The sequence below is a fragment of the Streptomyces clavuligerus genome, assembly GCF_005519465.1.
Taxonomy (GTDB): Bacteria; Actinomycetota; Actinomycetes; order Streptomycetales; family Streptomycetaceae; genus Streptomyces; species Streptomyces clavuligerus.
Genome location: NZ_CP027859.1, coordinates 59,974 through 77,803, shown reverse-complemented (window position 1 = coordinate 77,803; position 17,830 = coordinate 59,974). Strand labels below are relative to the sequence as shown.

The 17,830-nt window shown below is 72.5% G+C and carries 11 protein-coding genes; 10 read left to right on the top strand and 1 reads right to left on the bottom strand.

From position 1 onward, the window contains the following. The first annotated feature begins 128 nt into the window (after window positions 1-128). Entirely contained in the window at window positions 129-3,449 is a 3,321-nt protein-coding gene (locus CRV15_RS28425; RefSeq protein WP_009998854.1) for a right-handed parallel beta-helix repeat-containing protein, read from the top strand. Window positions 3,450-3,674: 225 nt separating this feature from the next. Beyond that, a complete protein-coding gene (locus CRV15_RS28420; protein WP_009998853.1) occupies window positions 3,675-4,898 on the top strand; it encodes a S8 family serine peptidase in 1,224 nt (407 codons plus the stop codon). Between the two features lie 159 nt (window positions 4,899-5,057). Here CRV15_RS28420 and CRV15_RS28415 read toward each other — a convergent pair whose 3' ends face one another. Beyond that, a complete protein-coding gene (locus tag CRV15_RS28415; protein WP_003962908.1) occupies window positions 5,058-9,059 on the bottom strand; it encodes a type VII secretion protein EccC in 4,002 nt (1,333 codons plus the stop codon). Window positions 9,060-9,243: 184 nt separating this feature from the next. On the opposite strand from CRV15_RS28415, the gene eccD reads away from it, so the two are divergent. From eccD to CRV15_RS28375, 8 genes are all read left to right on the top strand, one after another. Beyond that, window positions 9,244-10,650 carry a type VII secretion integral membrane protein EccD gene (gene eccD, locus CRV15_RS28410; protein WP_029183217.1) on the top strand — a complete coding sequence of 469 codons (1,407 nt, stop codon included), beginning with the start codon at window positions 9,244-9,246 and terminating at the stop codon, window positions 10,648-10,650. A 79-nt stretch (window positions 10,651-10,729) separates the two neighbouring features. Beyond that, window positions 10,730-12,202, top strand: coding sequence for a type VII secretion protein EccB (eccB, locus tag CRV15_RS28405; protein WP_003962907.1), 1,473 nt, complete (start codon window positions 10,730-10,732; stop codon window positions 12,200-12,202). A gap of 195 nt (window positions 12,203-12,397) precedes the next feature. Beyond that, on the top strand, window positions 12,398-12,766 hold the full coding sequence (locus CRV15_RS28400; RefSeq protein WP_003955932.1) for a hypothetical protein: 369 nt from the start codon (window positions 12,398-12,400) through the stop codon (window positions 12,764-12,766). A gap of 66 nt (window positions 12,767-12,832) precedes the next feature. Next, entirely contained in the window at window positions 12,833-13,156 is a 324-nt protein-coding gene (locus tag CRV15_RS28395) for a WXG100 family type VII secretion target (RefSeq protein WP_003955933.1), read from the top strand. 111 nt (window positions 13,157-13,267) lie between these two features. Then, a complete protein-coding gene (locus CRV15_RS28390) occupies window positions 13,268-13,753 on the top strand; it encodes a type VII secretion system-associated protein (protein WP_009998850.1) in 486 nt (161 codons plus the stop codon). A gap of 82 nt (window positions 13,754-13,835) precedes the next feature. Beyond that, on the top strand, window positions 13,836-16,916 hold the full coding sequence (locus CRV15_RS28385; protein WP_003955935.1) for an AAWKG family protein: 3,081 nt from the start codon (window positions 13,836-13,838) through the stop codon (window positions 16,914-16,916). Window positions 16,917-17,019: 103 nt separating this feature from the next. Further along, window positions 17,020-17,520 (top strand): YbaB/EbfC family nucleoid-associated protein, encoded by a 501-nt coding sequence (locus CRV15_RS28380; protein WP_003955936.1) that lies wholly within the window; start codon window positions 17,020-17,022, stop codon window positions 17,518-17,520. Next, entirely contained in the window at window positions 17,517-17,828 is a 312-nt protein-coding gene (locus tag CRV15_RS28375) for a hypothetical protein (RefSeq protein WP_003955937.1), read from the top strand. Before CRV15_RS28380 ends, CRV15_RS28375 begins: the two co-directional genes overlap by 4 nt. Window positions 17,829-17,830 lie beyond the last annotated feature (2 nt).

Below are 17,830 nucleotides of genomic sequence, written 5' to 3'. Positions count from 1 at the left end.
TCCGGTGTGACCTCGGTGGCCAGTCTGACGTCTCACCATGCATGATGAGCGGAACAGTTCCACCCGCCCCGGAAGCGAACCGACCCCGTACGGAGGAACGGTGCCCGGGGCGCCCGGGAGGTCAGAACGTGTCACGCCAGCTGCTCACCGTCGCACAGGACGGGACGGGCGACTGCTCCACCATCTCCGAAGCCCTTCGCGTCGCCCGGACCGGCGCCGTGATCAGCGTCCGGCCGGGGCGGTACGAGGAGAACCTGAGTCTCACCACCTCGCTCACCCTCACCGCGCAGGAGGGCCGCGGCACCGTCGAGCTGGCCCCCCGCCGGGGCACCGCGCTGACACTCGCCTGCGACTCGGCGATGGTCAACGACCTCGTTCTGCGCGGCCACGACGACGAACTGCCGGTCGTGGACGTCCCCCGGGGCCAGCTGCTGCTCGACCGGTGCCATGTGTACGGCGCGTCCTGGGCCGCCCTGTACGCCCGGGCCGACGGCGCGCTCGCGGTCCGCCAGTGCCGGATCGAGAACCCCAAGGGCGCGGGAGTGGTCACCACCTCCGCCCCCGAGAGCCTGCTGGAGGAGTGTGTCGTCGAACACCTCGGCACCTCTGCCGTGGTCGCGGGCGAGGACGGCCGGCTCTCACTGCGCGGCGGGCGGCTGCGCGACGCCCGGGGCAACGGCGTACTCGCCAACGGCCGCGCCCAGGTGCGGGTCGAGCGGTGCGAGATCTCGGCCACCGACAAGCCCGGCGCCGCCGCCGAGGGGGAGAGCGCCGTCACCCTGCTCCACTCCACCCTGACCGACTGCGCGGTCGGCGTCTTCGTCAACTCCACGGGAGCCAGCCTGATTGAGGACGTGACCGTACGGAACGCGGGCGGTCACGGCTTCGTCGTCGGCGGTGGCGCGGCGCCCACCCTGCGGCGCTGTCGCACCGAACGCACCGCCGGGCACGCGCTGCTGGTCACCGAACGGAGCCGGGGCACCGTCGAGGAGTGTGTCTTCGCCGACGCCCGGGAGACGGCCGTCCGCGTCGCCGGATCCTCCTCGCCGGCGCTGATCGGCACCGCCGTCCGTGACGGTGAGTCGACCGGGGTGCTGCTGGAGGAGGAGTCGGCGGCCGAGACCGACCGACTGGAGGTCACCGGCAGCGCGGGCAGCGGCATCGTCATCCGCACCGGGGCCAACCCCCTGCTGCGGCGCACCACCGTCACCCGCTCCGGCGGCCACGGCGTCGAGGTCCTCAAGGACGGCCGCGGCAGGATGGAGGACTGCCTCGTCGAGGCGAGCGGCGGCGCCGGAATCCAGGTCACCGGCCACGGCAGCCTCTACGTCGGCCAGGGCACACTCCGCGGCGGCACCGGCCCCGCCGCGCACATCGGCGCCCTCGGTGCCCTCACCGTCCGCGATCTCGACGTCCAGGGCTGTCCCGCCGACGGCATCCGCGTCGACGACCAGGGCGAGCTGACCGCCACCCGGGCCCGGATACGGGAGGCCGGCGAACACGGCATACGGCTCGCCGCGGGCGCGCGGGCCTCGCTCACCTCCTGCGAGGTCACCGGCGCGAGCGGCGACGGTGTTCGCGTCGAGGGCCCCGGCCCGGTCTCCCTCGTCGACTGCGCGGTCCTGGAGAACGACGGCAGCGGGCTGCGCCAGACCGTCGCCGGCGACCGGGTGGTGGCGCAGGGTCTGACCAGCACCGGCAACGGCGCCCCCGACGCCTGGGGGAGTGCCGCCGACGCGGAGGCGGCCGGGGGCGGCAGACTTCCCGGCGGGGCGTCCGTCCCCGGCGGGGCCGGGGCCGGGGCCGTGGACGGCCCGGTCGCCGAGCTGGAGTCGCTGATCGGCCTCGACGACGTCAAGCACCAGGTGCTCACCCTGATCAACCTCAACCGGATGGCACAGCGCCGGGCCGAACTCGGTATGCCGGTGCCGCCGATGAGCCGCCATCTGGTCTTCGCGGGCCCGCCCGGCACCGGCAAGACCACCGTGGCCCGGCTCTACGGCTCCATCCTCGCCTCCCTGGGCGTGCTCCCCTCGGGCCATCTGGTGGAGGTCTCGCGGGCCGATCTCGTCGCCCAGATCATCGGCGGCACGGCCATCAAGACCACGGAGACCTTCAACCGCGCGCTCGGCGGGGTCCTCTTCATCGACGAGGCGTACACCCTGCTCTCCGACTCCGGCGGGTCGGGGGCCGACTTCGGCCGTGAGGCCATCGACACCCTGGTCAAGCTGATGGAGGACCATCGCGAGGACGTCGTGGTGGTGGCGGCCGGATACCCCGAGGAGATGACGGACTTCCTCGCCTCCAACCCCGGTCTCGCCTCCCGCTTCACCCGCAGTGTGGAGTTCACCGACTACACCTCCGGCGAACTCGTCACCATCGTGGAACGGATGTGTTCGGCACACCGCTATGAACTCGACGGCGACGCCCGCACCGCGCTGCACGCCCACTTCGAGCGCATCCCCCGGGACGCCTCCTTCGGCAACGGCCGCACCGCGCGCAAGGTGTTCGAGGAGATGGTGGACCGCCAGGCCTCGCGCCTCGCGGCCCGGGCCGACGTCGGCGAGCGGGACCTCGCGCTGCTGACGGCCGAGGACATCGGCCCGGCCGGCTCGGCGGCCGGCGGCCCCGCCGCCGAGGACGAGGATCCGCTGCGGCGCCTGGACGCCCTCATCGGCCTGGCGGCCGTCAAACGCGAGGTCGGCGATCTGGTCACCCTCCTCGCCACCGCCCGGCGCCGGGCCGCCGCCGGGCTCCCGGCACCCCGCATCAGCAACCACCTGGTCTTCGCGGGCCCGCCCGGCACCGGCAAGACCACCGTGGCCCGGCTCTACGGCGAACTGCTCTCCTCCCTGGAGGTGCTGCCGCGCGGCCAGTTGGTGGAGGTCTCCCGGGCCGATCTGGTGGGCCGCTACATCGGGCACACCGCCCAGTTGACCAAGGAGGTCTTCCAGCGCGCCCTCGGCGGGGTGCTCTTCATCGACGAGGCGTACACCCTCACCCCCGAGTCCGGTGGGCCGGGCTCGTCGGACTTCGGTCAGGAGGCCGTGGACACCCTGCTGAAGCTCATGGAGGACCACCGCGACGAGGTGGTGGTGATCGCCGCGGGCTACACCCGGGAGATGGACCGTTTCCTGGGCTCCAACCCCGGTCTCGCCTCCCGCTTCACCCGCACCGTCGAGTTCCCGAACTACTCCTCCGACGAACTCGTCACCATCGTCCAGCGGCACGCGGCGGACAACGGCTACGACTGCGCCCCCGAGACCGCCGCCGGACTCCACACCCACTTCGAGACGATCCCGCGCGGACACACCTTCGGCAACGCCCGGCTCGCCCGGCAGACCCTGGAGACGATGATGACCCGTCAGGCCCGGCGGCTCAGCGCGGTCGCCGCGCCGACACTCGACGATCTGCGGCTGCTGCTCCCGCAGGACCTCCAGGGCTCCTGAGACCTCCAGGACCGTGCGGGGAGCGACCGCCCCGGTGGGTTCCCGCCCCCGCACCTCTGCCCCGTCCGCCCGCTGCGACATCCGGTGCCCCCCGGCCGCGCGCCACACGCTCCCGCACCGCGCGCCCGGGGCCTCACCGGGTGCCCGCCGACACACCCCGACCGCGCATCCGCCCGCCCCGCCTCCGGGCCGGAGGGCCCGAACCGCCGAAGCGAGGACGTTCCCGTGCGCCGCCGCACCACCGCGCTGCTCTGTCTGGCCACACTCGCCGCGTTCCTGCCCGCGCCCGTCGCGCTCGCGGACCCCACCCGTCCCACAGCCGACCCCACCGCAGGAACGGCGGCCGGTGTGACCACCCTGCCGGGCCTGCCCGAACGGATTCCCCAGGGTCAGGACGGCTGCACCACCCGGCGCGGCCGGGACACCTCGGCGGCGCCCTGGACGCGCCGCGCGCTCGGCCTGGACCAGGTCTGGCGGCTGTCCAGAGGGCGCGGCACGACAGTGGCGGTCGTCGGCACCGGGGTCAGCGACGCCCCGGCCGTACTGGCGGGCCGGGTCAGGGCGCTCGGCGCGGCGGGGGAGGACTGCGTGGGCCGGGGCACGTTCCAGGCGGGGCTGGTCGCCGGGGCGAGCAGGCCGGGCCAGGGCTTCTCCGGAGTGGCGCCCGACGCCCGGATCCTCGCCGTGCGCGGCACGGGCGCGCGGGGCGAACCCGATCCCGCCCGGCTCGCCGCGGCCGTCGAGGAGGCAGCCGAGGAAGGCGCCGACGTCATCACGGTGACCGCCCCGCTGGACGGCTCCGATCCGGCGGTGCGCGCCGCGATGGCCGCCGCCGCGCGCCACGACAGTCTCGTGGTCGTCCCGGCCGCCGCCGACACCGAGCCGCGGGGCGGCTCGGCGGTGCCGCCCGCCCCGGTGCCCCCGCCCGGGGCGCTGGCTGTGGTGGACACCGGACCGCGCGGGGACCGGGCGGCGGAGTCCCCCGCGTACAGCCGGGCCGATCTGACCGCGCCCGGTGGCTCTCTGGTCGGGCCCGGCCCGGTGGGCGACGGCAAGTGGACGGCCTCCGGCTCCTCCCTGGCCGCCGCGCTCACGGCGGGAACGGCGGCGCTGGTCCGCTCGTACCACCCGGATCTCAGCGCGGCCGAGGTACGGGAGCGGATGCTGTCCGGCGCGTATCCGGGCACGGTGCTGCCCGCGCTCGACCCGTACGGCGCGGTGTCCGGCGTGGCCCGGCCCGCGGCGGCGGCCGTCCCCGCGGGCGAGCGGCCCGTCGCTCTGCCGAAGCCCTCCGACACGTCGGGGCAGCGGTCCACGGCCCTGCTGGTGGTGGCCGTCTCGGTGGGGGTGGTCGTGCTGGTGGCGTTCCTGGCGGTGGTCCTGCCCCGGGGCCGTGCCCGGGGGTGGCGCCCCGGCCGCTGGGAGACGGCGGACCGACCGGGCGCCTGACGGCGCACGACGCCTCGCTCCTCCGCACGTCCGGGGAGGGCCTGAACGGCGGAGGCGACCGCACGGGACGACCCGCACGATCGCCTCACTCATTCATTCACTCACTTCACGCGCTCGCGGCTCACCGAAGGGCGAAGGCCCCCGCCGAGGCCCCGGCGCTCAGGCCCGCGCCTCGTCCCCCTCGGCCTCCCCGGCCACCTCCTCGGGCAGGGCGAGCTGCACCATCCCGGGCTTGCGGCGCACCACGCTCTGCGCCCGCCCCGGCGGCAGGATCCGGGACCGCACACCGTCCACCACATGCCCCTCGGACGGCGGGCAGGACAGCAGCAGGACGGACGAGTTGACCTCCTGCATCTTGCGCACCAGCGGGTCCTGGCGGCCCGCACCCGACGCGGCGCGGGCGACGACCATGTGCAGCCCCACCTCGTACCCGAGCGGGATGTGGGTCAGCAGCGGTTCGAAGGGGTTGTCGAACCCGGAGCCGATCAGTTCGTAGTCGTCGACCAGGACGAACAGCCGCGGCCCCTCCCACCAGTCCGCCCGGCGCATGCGCGCGGGAGAGATGTCGGCGCCCGGGGACCGCTCGGTCATCGCGCGCGCCACCCCGCCGACGAACTCCCGCAGCGGATCGGCCGAGACCGCGTGACCGAGGCGGTACTCCTCCGGAATGGCCCCGATCAGCTCGCGGCGGAAGTCGGCGACGAGGAACCGTGCCTCGTCCGGGGTGTGGGTGGCCATGATCCGCTGGGCGACCAGCCGCAGCGCGCTGGTCTTGCCGCTCTCGGTGTCACCCACCACATACAGATGCGGGCTCTGGGAGAAGTCGTGCCGGGCGGGCTCCAGCTCCGCCTGGTCGAGTCCGAGGGAGATCCGCAGCGGCTCGGGGTCGGCGGGGAGTTCGGCGGCGGGCAGGCTGGTGGGCAGCATCCGCACCGGGGGCGCGGGCGGGGCGTCCCAGCTCTCCGCGACCGCCTCGACGAGGTCGCCGATCGCGTCCGACAGGTCCTCCGCCTGCTCCTGGCCGTCGATACGGGGCAGCGCGGTCAGGAAGTGCATCTTGTCGGCGCTCAGCCCGCGGCCGGGACTGACCGGCACGGTGGCCGCCTTGCGGACGTCGACGGTGGAGTCCATCGGATCGCCCATGCGCAGCTCCAGCTTGGTGCCGACCTGATCGCGCAGCCACGACGGGACCTCGACCCAGCGGGCGGTGCTCAGGACGAGGTGGACACCGTAGTTGAGGCCGCGGGAGGCGATGCCCTGGAAGTGCTCCACGTCGTCCTGCATGTCGCTGCGCACCGTGGACCAGCCGTCCACGACGAGGAAGACATCACCGTACGGCGACTCGGGGAAGTCGCCCCGCGCCCGGCGTCTGCGGAACGCCGCCATCGAGTCGATGCCGTTCTCCTGGAAGAAGATCTCGCGCCGGTTGAGCAGGGAGGTGACCTCCGCGAGGGTGCGGGCGACGCGTTCCCGGTCGAGTCGGCCCGCGACCCCGCCGACATGCGGCAGCCCGGTGAGCGAGGAGAGGGCTCCGCCGCCGAAGTCGAGACAGTAGAACTGAACCTCACGGGGTGAGTGGGTGAGGGCGAGCGAGCAGATCAGGGCCCGCAGCAGGGTGCTCTTGCCGCTCTGCGGGCCGCCCGCCACGGCGAGATGGCCGCCCGCGCCCGACAGATCGACCGCGAGCAGATCGCGTACCTGCTCGAACGGCCGGTCCACCAGACCGACGGGCACCCGCAGCCTGCCGCGCTCCGGCCAGTCGGCGGCGGTGAGCCCCAGCTCCGGATGCGGGGTCAGCGGCGGCAGCAGGGTGTCGAGGGCGGGCGGCGCGCCGAGCGGCGGCAGCCACACCTGATGGGCGGGCGGCCCGCTGCCCCGCAGCTTCGCCAGGGCCAGACCCATCAGGCTCTCCTCGTTCTCCGAGCTCTCCGAGGAGTCCGGCCCGCTCTCCGGCTCCGGATCGGGAGCCGCGGGCAGCACCCGCGGCACCACCCACTCGGTGCCCCAGGGCACGACCTGACGGGCGATCTGCGCCTGCCGCGCGGTGCCGCGCCGGGGCGCCCTGTACGCGCCGGAGACATAGGCGGCCCGGAAGCGGGTCAGTGCCTCCACCCCGCTCTTCAGGTAGCCGCTGCCCGGCTGGGACGGCAGGTGGTAGGCGTCGGGGACACCGAGGACCCCGCGGCTCTCGATGGCGGAGAAGGTCCGCAGACCGATCCGGTACGAGAGGTGGCCCTCCAGCTGGCTCATCCGGCCCTCCTCCAGCCGCTGGGAGGCGAGCAGCAGATGCACCCCGAGCGACCGTCCGAGCCGGCCGATCATCACGAACAGCTCCATGAAGTCGCGGTGCGCGGCCAGCAGCTCGCTGAACTCGTCCACCACCACGAAGAGGCTCGGCAGCGGGTCGAGCGGGGTTCCGGCGGCCCGGGCCCGCTCGTACTCCAGCACCGAGGCGTAGTTGCCCGCCTTGCGCAGCAGTTCCTGACGGCGTACGAGTTCGCCGTGCAGGGCGTCCTGCATCCGGCCCACCAGGGCGACCTCGTCGGCGAGGTTGGTGATCACCGCCGAGGTGTGCGGCAGTTCGTCCATGCCGAGGAAGGTCGCGCCGCCCTTGAAGTCGACCAGGACAAGATTGAGCGTCTCGGAGGAGTGGGTGAGCGCGAGACCGAGTACCAGGGTGCGCAGCAGCTCGCTCTTGCCGGAACCGGTGGCGCCGATCAGCATGCCGTGCGGTCCCATGCCGCCCTGGGCCGACTCCTTGATGTCGAGCTCGACGGGCGTGCCGTCCTCGCCGACCGCGATGGGGACCCGCAGCCGGCCCCGGCCCTCGACCGGGAAACGCCACAGCCGGGAGGGTTCGAGCCGGCGCAGATCCGTGATGCCGAGCAGCGCGGTCAGCTCCGTGTCGGTGACGAACGGTTCGGAGGCGCCGGCCCCGCCGCCGCCGAGGCGGTACGGGGAGAGCCGCCGGGCCAGCGCCTCGGCGGCGACCGGTCCGAACGCGTCCGGCTCACCCAGCAACGTCGACTGCTCTTTGCGGTCGCGATCGGTACGGGCCAGGTGCAGACCCTCCTCGTCGAGGCGCAGCCGCAGGGTGCCGCGGCCCGACTTCCACACCAGCGCGCCGCTGAGGTCGAGCAGGACGGTGTTGCGGTACCCGGCGCCCGTCACCCGGTGCCCGGAAGGCACGGCCCCGCCGTCCACCACGACGACGGTGAAGGGCTCCTCGCGCGTCGGCGGGGTGTCGGGATCGAACGGCGGACGCTGGGTGAAGTCCGCGCCCAGCAGTTCCTCCAGCGACTGGAGGTCCGCCGCCGCCAGCCTGGCCTGCCCGGCCCCGTCCCGCTGGTAACCGTGCTGGGAGTGCGGCAGCCACTTCAGCCACTCCCACGTCGCGCGGCGGTCGTCGGAGACGCACAGCGCGACATTCAGCTCCTCCGGCGCGTGGAACGCGGCCAGCTGGGCCAGGACGGCGCGGGTCAGCGCCCGGGCCCGTTCCTCGTCACCCCTGATCAGCACCCGCGACCAGGCGCGCAGATAGAGCGCGATCGGCTGCCCCGGCACCGTGCTGTAGGCACGGATGAAGCTGCGCAGGGCATGTGCCGACAGCGGCTCCAGATCCTCCACCGGACGGGTCGCGAGCGGGGCCAGGCGAAGGGCCAGCCTCTGCTCGCCGAGGGCCACCCGCACCTCGCTGAAGTCCTCGTCCGACACCCGCCGTTCCCACTGCCGGCTGGTACCGCCGAGCGCCCAGAGCGCGGCCGGTTCCGGGTGCCGCCAGGCCAGGGCCCGCTGCTGTTCCCCCACCGTGGCCCGAATCCGGCGGCGCATCTGGGTCAGATAGCGCAGATAGTCCCGGCGGTCGCCCTTGAGTTTGCGTTTGCGTTCACTCGCGGTGCGGATCACCTGGGCCAGGATCATGACCACGGAGGAGAGCAGCATGAGACCGATGGCGATATAGCTGAAGGTGGTCGCCTGATGGGGCCTCAGAAACATCATCAGCATCGCCAGCGAGGTCAGACCCATCGGCAGATAGGTCCACATCGCCGAGGTGTTGGGCTCCGCCTCGGGGAGGGTCGGCGGCTCCTGGAGGCTGAGTTCGCCCTCGGGCATGTCGGGGCCGCGGCGGCGGGCCGGCCGACGGAACAGCACGGTGCTCACGCTGGTGGATCTCCTCGGAATCGTCGGGCCCCGGCCGCGGCCGTACCCGGAACCAGGGCGGATGGGTGCACTGAGAAGGAGGGAACAACGGGCGAAGTGGTTCTGCGAACAGCCCTTCCGGTCAAGGTAATGTGCGCCTCCTCTCCTTCGGAAACCCGGCCTCTCGGATAGGTGTGTCACTCACATGTCGGAAAATTCGGGCCCATCGGCCCCCGGCCTGTGCCGGCTCACGGTGAAGACCCCCAGGCGGCTGCTCGACCTCGCGGTCCCGGTCGACGTACCCCTGGCGGACCTGCTGCCCACCCTCCTCGACCACGCGGGCGAGGGACTGGCGGAACAGGGCATCGAGCACGGCGGCTGGGTGCTCCAGCGCCTCGGCGAGGACCCCCTCGACGAGGAGTACACACCCGACGCGCTCGGACTGCGCGACGGGGACGCCCTGCATCTGCGCCCCCGCACGGAGGCCCTGCCCGCGATCCACTTCGACGATCTGGTGGACGGCGTCTCCAGCACCATGCGCGAGCGCCCGTACGGCTGGGACAGCCGCGCCGGCCGCCGGCTGCTGCTCGGCACCGCCGTGCTGCTCCTCACCACCGGCTGGGTGGTCTGCGCCCTGCCCGGCGGCCCGCTCATCACCCGGGCGGCCGTCGCCGCGGTCGCCGGACTGCTGGTGCTCTTCGGCGCCGCCGCGGCCTCCCGCGCCGTCGGCGACGCCGCCGCCGGAGCCGCCCTCGGCGTCTTCGTCCCGCCCTATCTGGCCCTCGCCGGAGCCCTGCTGACGACCAGTGGCGCGAGCGCGAACGGGTATGTCACCGGCGCCTCGCTGCTCGCGGCCGGAGCCGCCGCCGCGGGCGGGGCCGTGCTCGCCGTCGCCGCGGTCGCCGCCCACGTACCCCTGCTGCTCTCCCTCGCCGTACTCGCCCTCGGCGGCGCCCTCTGGGGCACGCTGATGCTGCTCCTGGACGCGGGAGCCGGTCCCGCCGCCGGCGCGGTCGCCGTGATCGCCGTCCTTTTCGGCGGACTGGTCCCCGGCATCTCCTTCCGGCTCTCCGGACTGCGGCTGCCGGTCCTGCCCACCAACGCCGAGGAACTCCAGGAGGGCATCGACCCGCACCCGCACCAGCGGGTCGTGACCCGGACCGCGCTGGCCGAGGAGTGGATGACCGCCCTGTACACGGCCATCGGCCTGCTGTGCGCCGCGGTCCTGACCGCCCTGCTCCTCGACGACCCCGGCACCGCCGCCCGGGTCACCGCCGCCGTCCTCGGCCTGCTCCTGCTGCTGCACTCCCGCGGCATCGGCCACGCGCTGCAACGCCCCGCCGTCGCCCTGCCCGGCCTGTACGCGCTGCTGCTGCTGGCCCTGACCGTCGCCCCCGAACTCGCCCCCGAGCGGCGGCCGGTCCTGCTCGCCCTCGTCCTCGCCCTCGCGGGCGCCGCGGCGATCGCCTCCTGGACCGTGCCCGGCCGCCGGATGCTGCCCCACTGGGGCCGCGCCGGGGACATCCTCCACACCTGCGCCGCCGTCGCCCTGATCCCGCTGGCGCTGTGGGTGCTCGGCGTCTTCGCCCGCCTGCGCGGCATCTCCGGCTGACCCGACGCGGGCGCGCCCCCCGCGGCCGCCGTCCGCCCCTCCCGGCAGACCACCCGACCAGAGCGGAGGAAACCACCCCGTGCAGTCCAGAAAAGACCAGGTCCAGGCGCACATGTTCGTCATGGGCAGGCTCACCGGCGGCATGCTCCGCCAGGACCCCGACTCCCCGGACATCCCCACCGGCCGCACCAACCGCGGCCTGGCCTGGGGTATCGGCCTCGCCGTCGTCCTCGTCCTCGGCTTCCTGCTCTACGGACTCATCTCACCGGCCGGTACGAAGACCTGGCGCACCTCCAACGCGCTCATCGTCCAGAAGGAGACCGGCACCCGCTATCTCTACCTCGACGGTGTGCTGCGCCCGGTCCGCAACTACGCGTCCGCCCGGCTGATCGCCGAGATGAAACCCGGCACCGTCACCGTCTCGACCGCCTCCCTGAAGGGGGAACGGCGGGGCACTCCCGTCGGCATCCCCGGCGCCCCGGACGCCCTGCCCGCCCCCACCGATCTCCGCTCCGACACCTGGCAGGTCTGCGCCGCCGAACCCCTGCGCACCGGCCCCGACGGCACCGGGCGCAAGACCCTCACCTCCCTGCGGCTGGGCCCGTCCGCCGACGGCACGGCACCCGGCCGCGACCGGGCCGTGCTCGTCCGGGCCGACGACGGCACCAGGCATCTGCTCTGGGGCGACCAACGGCTGCGCATCGGCGGCAACGGCGCCCTCCAGGCCCTCGGCTACTCCGGCGCGGACCCCGTACCCGTCTCCGCTGCCTTCCTCAGCGGCCTGCCCGCCGGCCCCGATCTGGTGGCCCCCGAGATCGAGGGACGCGGCACACCGGGCGGCCGGATCGGCACCACGGACGCCCGGGTCGGCCAGGTGTTCCAACTCCGGTCACCCGGCGTCCACAGCCAGTACTTCCTCCTGGAGAAGGCCGGACTGCGCCCCCTCGGCGCCCTCGCCGCCGCGCTCGTCCTGGGCGACGCGCGCACCGCAGAGAAGGCGTACCCGGGCACCGCCCCCATCGCCCTGCCACTGACCGCCGACGGACTGACCGCACGTCAGGCACCTTCCGGCAGCACCACGCGGGACCCGGCGGGCTGGCCGGACCGCACCCCGAAGGCGGTCCCGGTCGCCGCCGGTACGGAGCTCTGCGCCCATATCCGTCCCGAGGCCACCACCCCCCGGGTCCACCTCGCCCTGGTCCCCGCGGCCGGGGACCGCCCCGCGCCCCCGGCCCGGGGGCCCGAGATCGCCCCCGCCTGTCTCCCGGTGGACGGCATCACCGTCCGGCCCGGCGGCGGCGCGCTCGCCGTCGCCCTGGGGGCCGGCGGCGGAGTCCGCGGCACCACCACATACCTGGTCACCGACGTGGGAGTGAAGCACAGGATCGGTGGCGCGGACGCGGCGCAGCGGCTCGGACTGAAGGGCGCGCGCGCCCAGGCGGTTCCGTCACGGCTGCTGGACATGCTGCCCAGCGGCCCCGAACTCAGCGTCTCCGCCGCCGCGAACGGCGGCGCCCAACGATCGGTTTCGACAAATCCGCCCTGCGGATGAACCACTTGACGTTACATCATATCCTCAAGGGCGGAACGGACTCGTTCCGCTCCCGACGGCATGTCCGAGGGCTTCGGTGAAGCCCGGGAAAGCCGCCGGAACCACCGCGCGTCACCCCACCGCTCCCCGGGAACCACCGGTATCCGGAACGGAGGATGTGCGCGGTCCCCCGCCGCTCCGACCAAAGGACCCGCTGTGAGCACTCCCGGATCCGGAAACCTCCAGACCTCCAGCCAGCATGCCAACCAGCTCGGCCACAACGCCCTCCAGCAGGCCGAGTCCGGCATCAAGCGCTCCCAGCAGGATGTCCGCACCACGATGGACGGCCTGATCAGGGCGTACGGCGGCAAGGACGGCGGCGCTTTCCAGAACCTGCTCAACGAGTGGAGCGGCCAGGTCGACCAGATCACCGCCCGAATGGCCGAGATGATGGAGGCCCTCCGGAACACCGGCCTCGCGCAGAACCGCACCCAGAACGAGATCGAGGAACTGATCACCGCGGCGAAGAACCAGCACGCCCATCTGGGCGACGCCGCCTACGGCACCCTGATGGGCGGCAAGTAGCCCGGCACCGCCTCGCGGACCCTCGTCACCTCGTCACCCCACCCACAGCACCAGCGGGAGCCCTCCGTGTCGTTCAACAGTCACCTCAACGACGGTGTCATCCACGTCGAGTACAACTCCGTCCACATGGCGGCGGAGGACATGCGCATGCAGACCAAGGCGATCCAGAACACGGTGCTCAACCTCAACGCCGAGCTCGACACCCTGCGCAACGCCTGGCAGGGCATGGACGCCGTCACGTACGACCAGAAGCAGGAGGCGTGGAACGCGGCCTCCAAGCAGCTCGCGGACATCCTTCAGCGGCACAGCGGTCTACTGGAGCAGATCGTGGAGATCTACCGCAAGCACGAGAACAAGTCCGCGAGCGAGTGGGGCTCGATCCGCGTCTGACCTCGTCGTACCCCCTGTCGTCCGCCTTCGGACGGCCGCCGCCCCAAAACCCCCGGGCCCGGCCGTCCCTCCCTCCTGCCAGCCGCCCGCCCGTCGTACGGATGAGTGACCATGAGTGGTACCGACCCGTTCAAGCTCTCCCACCTGGACGTGGAGAACCTCCGCGCGTTCAGACAGAACACGGAAAGCGGGGTGCAGTGGTTCATCAACGAGATCAAGACCCTGATCAACTCACCCGCGGACCCCGCCGGAGGACAGGATCCGATTGACGGCATGGCGATCCTGGGGGGTGACGGCGGTCCGGCCGGCAAACCTGTGCTGAACCCCCTCCAGCTCGGCAGACTCGGTGCCCCGAAGGAAGGCGACAAGGTGAGCGCCGGACGCCTGCCCGAGGTCCACAAGGGAGCGGCCGGGGAACTCGCGAGGATCGAGATACAGCAGCAGATCCTCTTCGACAGGATCTCGCTGAATCTTCAGGCCACCATCGCCGAGATGGAGTCCGCCCAGGACTCCAGCCTCGCGGAGGTGGAGGCGGGCAAGTTCCTCGACGCCTGGGCGAGCGTCGACAGGGGGCTCGTCCCGCCGAAGAGCGTCTGAACACCGGGACCGACCTCCTCCGCCGCCGCCGCGACAACCGTCGCCTCCACCCCGCTCGATCGACCGAAGGACGTGTCTGCACATGACCACTGGAGCCGTCTGGGAGGAGGTCTCGGGGCCGATGACCGGTCTGGCCGGGCCCACGCGTATGGAGGTCGGCAGGATCGGCAGCACGGTCGATACCCCGGGACGCGAGGGGATGAGCTGGCTGAGCGCCACGATCAGCCCGCCGCAGTCGCTGCACGCGCTCGGTGGCAACACGACGACCCAGAATCCCGCCTACAGTTCCGACCGCGCCATCCGCTTCTACGACGACGCGGGGGACGGGAATGACATCACGGCCTATCGTCAGGTGACGCTCTCGACCGTCTGGAACAGGGAGAGCCTCAAGGATTTCAGCGACAACGGACTCGCGAACCGGTTCAACTACGGGTACGGGGAGGCCGTCGAGCACCTGGTGAACACGGGATCGGCCAAGGATTTCAGCCCGCATCGCAATATGGGCAAGGACATGGACAGTGTCGACCTCAAGTCCTTTGTGCCCAACGCGAAGGCGTTCGACGCGGTCCTGAAGTTCTTCGCCGACAAGGAGAAGGTCCTCGCGGAGTGGATGAAGCAACTCGGTGACGACGACGCCGCGTGGCGCGGGACGAGCGCCGACGCGTTCCGGGAACTCATCGATGGAATACACACCGGTTACAAGAACCTCGTCTCCGAACTCTCGGCCGCCCCGGGCGCTCCAGCGACGCTGATGGCCTATGTCTCCCCGGCGTACACCCCGACCTCCGCCGTGGGGAGGATGCTCATCGAGGCCGCGAACGAGATCCACAGAGCCGCGGACGAGCTCTGCACGGCGTGGAGGACATGGCGGGACCATCCCGGCGGCGGTCATCTGCAGACCCATCACCTCGACTACTGGCTCGACGAGGTCTCCGTCTATCTCAACGAGAACAACATCACCAAGACGGTCGACCGGTCGGTGAGCCGGATCGCCGGGTGGGGACAGGGTTTCGGCCTTGAGACCATCGTGCGGCGCGGGAAGCTGCCCGGCTTCTCCGTGACCCATCCGGTCTTCGGTGATCTGCGCAATCCGGAGGCGTGGCAGAAACTGGGAGAGGCTGCCTACAAGAGCTGGGTGGCGGGTACCGGCAACGCCGCCGGTCCGATCGGCCTCACCGAACTGGACAAGACGGCCGGCCAAGTGGCGATCCGGCTGTACAACTCCCTGAATGCGCTGGCGAACGCGACTCCCTCCGCGTACGCCTTCACAACGGGTTTCACGAACCTGCGGGCCCGTTTCGACGTACGCGAGGCCGAACGCAAGGCCGCGGACGCCCAGCGGGAGGCCGAGCGGCAGAAGGAGGAGATGGAGAAGAAGCTCGGCGGGGGCGGGCAGCCGCCGCCGGGACTCGGCCCGGGTGGCGCGGGCAGCAAGGACGGCGGCCTCGGCATCGGTGGCCCAGGGGCTCCCGAGCCCCCGCCGGGCCTGGACCTCAACGGACCCGGGCCCGGTACCGGCGTCGGAGGTCCCGGTACCGGTATCGGCGGGCCTGGTACCGGTATCGGGGGGCCCGGTACCGGCGTCGGCGGGCCCGGAGGTCTCAAGCCCCCGCCGGGCCTCGATCCCAACGGCCCGGGCGGCGGCGACAAGAACGTCATCCGCAACCCCGACGGGTCCGTCTCGGTGCGCAACCCCGACGGCTCCTACACCACCACGCGCCCCGACGGCAGCAAGGTGACGACACCCCCCGGTGTCCTCCCGCCCGGCCTGGGGCTGAACCCGCCGCCCCCTCCCCCCGGCCTCAAGCCGCCCCCCGGCCTGGGGTTGAACCCGCCGCCCGGCACTCCCGGCAACCCGGGGAACAACCCTCCCTCACCCCCGCTGAAGACCGTCAAGGGCCCGGACGGCTCCACCACCTCCTACAACCAGGACGGTTCGCGCACGATCACCCACAAGGACGGCGCCACCACCACCGTCGGCCGCGACGGCACGGTGACCACCACCAACCCCGGCGCGTCCACCACCGTTCTGAACCGGGACGGCAGCCAGTCCGTCACCTACGCGGACGGCAGCAGGACCACCTTCAAGCCGGACGGCAGTTCGGTCACGCAGTACAAGAACGGCACGACGGTCAGCCGCGCGCCCGACGGCACGCTGACGACCACGGACCCGGAGGGCAACAAGACCGTCAGCCTCCCGGAACCGGGGGAGACCGTCCGCAACCCCGACGGCTCCACCACGACGTACCACAAGGGCGGCTCGACCACCACGGTCCACCCCGACGGCACCCGGACCACGGTCGGCAACGACGGCACCGTCACGACCATCGACCCCGACGGCACGAAGACCGTGGCCCGGCTGGGCCAGTCCACCTCCACCATCGAGTACGCCGACGGCTCGGTCGCCAAGGTCGAGAAGGACGGCACGGTCGTCACCACCTACAAGGACGGCGCCTCCACCCGGCTCGGACCCGACGGTACGTACACCACGACCGACGCCGAGGGGAAGAAGACCACCGAGCACCTCAACCCGCTCGGCGGCAAGGCCGGCGCGATCACCACGCACAACGCCGACGGCTCCACCTCCACCCGCTACCCGGACGGAACGGTCGACCAGGAGTTCAAGGACGGCCGTCGCAAGATCAGCTATGCGGACGGCCGCGTCATCACCACCGACGCGGACGGCCGCACCATCAGCGTCGCCGGCGGCACGTCGGCTCCGCCCCCGCCCGGCCTCGGCTCCAGTGGTTCCGGCCGGTTCAGCGACAGCGATCTCTCGGGCAACCGTTGGGTCCCCAAGTCCTGGCAGGGGCCGTCCGGCGGTCAGCAGCCCCCCTCCCTCAACCTCAACTCCACCGGCAACAGCCTCGTACCACCGCCTCCGCCCGGCGCCGGGGGATCACTCGCCGGGAACGGGACGGGTGCCGCCAAGGCCACCCCGAACCAGTCGCTCGGGGAGGTCGGCCGGCGCCCCGCGACCATGTCCACCCCGGGGCCCGGAATGATGCCGCCCATGATGCCGCCCATGGGCGGAATGGGAGGCATGGGTGGTGGCGGCCAGGGAGGCCAGAGCGACGAACGCGAGCGCCAGACCTGGATCAGCGAGGACGAAGAGGTCTGGGGCACCGACGAGGGCGGTGTCGCCGGGGTGATCGGCAGATGACCGCCCCACGGTTCACGGAGCCCGGCGTACGGGAGCGGAGCGCCACGCGCCTCCGCGCGGCACATGAGTATCAGTCACGAGAACGACAGGCGGGCATGGAGCGATGACCACCCAGTGGGAAGCACGACTCGCGGAAGCGATGACGGAGTTCCAGGAGACCCGGGAGCAGTTGAACCGGGCCTCCGCCGAGGCCGGCCGGATCTCCGTGACGGTGACCTCGAAGGATCGCGCGGTGGAGGCCACCGTCGGGGCCCAGGGCGAACTGCGCAGCCTGCGGTTCCCCACGTCGCGCTACCGCTCGATGGCACCGGCCGAGCTCTCCGGCGTCCTGATGAGCACCATCTCGCAGGCCCGCCGGGAGGCGGCGTCCCAGCTGCTCGATCTCTACCGTCCCTTCGGCCCTGTCCCCGGGATGTCGGCCGACAGTGAGGCCGGATTCACCCCGGTCTCCTGGGACGACCTCCTCGCACCCCTGAAGGAGGAGGGCATCGAGGTGCCCGAGACGCGCACCACCGGGCCGGGCACGACCGGTGCGCTGCTGGACGAACTGGTGGACGACGAGACCGACGGCGACGCCGTGGCACGGGACGGGATGACGCGATGAGCACACTCGACGTCGACCCCGAGGGACTCGGCAAGGGCGGCGACGCCCTCGACGAGGCGGGTGACAAGCTCAAGGTCATCCGCGAGGAGTACGTCGACAGGATCACCCACTATCGCGGCTGCTGGGGCACCGGCGAGTTCGGCGAGGCCTTCGCCAAGAAGTACTACGAGGGACTCGATCCGTGCGTCGAGGGCGTCGACGCCTTGAGCGCCGCCGTGAAGGGCAGTGCCAACAGCCTCAAGCGCACCGGCGCGAACTTCCGGAAGACCCAGGACGACATCCACAGCAACACAAGCGGCAGGCGCTGACC

Bases quoted from the DNA above. Each gene is read 5' to 3' on its own strand.
- eccD (WP_029183217.1), top strand. From the start codon at position 9,244: ATGTCGGAAAATTCGGGCCCATCGGCCCCCGGCCTGTGCCGGCTCACG.
- CRV15_RS28390 (WP_009998850.1), top strand. From the start codon at position 13,268: ATGAGTGGTACCGACCCGTTCAAGCTCTCCCACCTGGACGTGGAGAAC.
- CRV15_RS28385 (WP_003955935.1), top strand. From the start codon at position 13,836: ATGACCACTGGAGCCGTCTGGGAGGAGGTCTCGGGGCCGATGACCGGT.
- CRV15_RS28380 (WP_003955936.1), top strand. From the start codon at position 17,020: ATGACCACCCAGTGGGAAGCACGACTCGCGGAAGCGATGACGGAGTTC.
- CRV15_RS28375 (WP_003955937.1), top strand. From the start codon at position 17,517: ATGAGCACACTCGACGTCGACCCCGAGGGACTCGGCAAGGGCGGCGAC.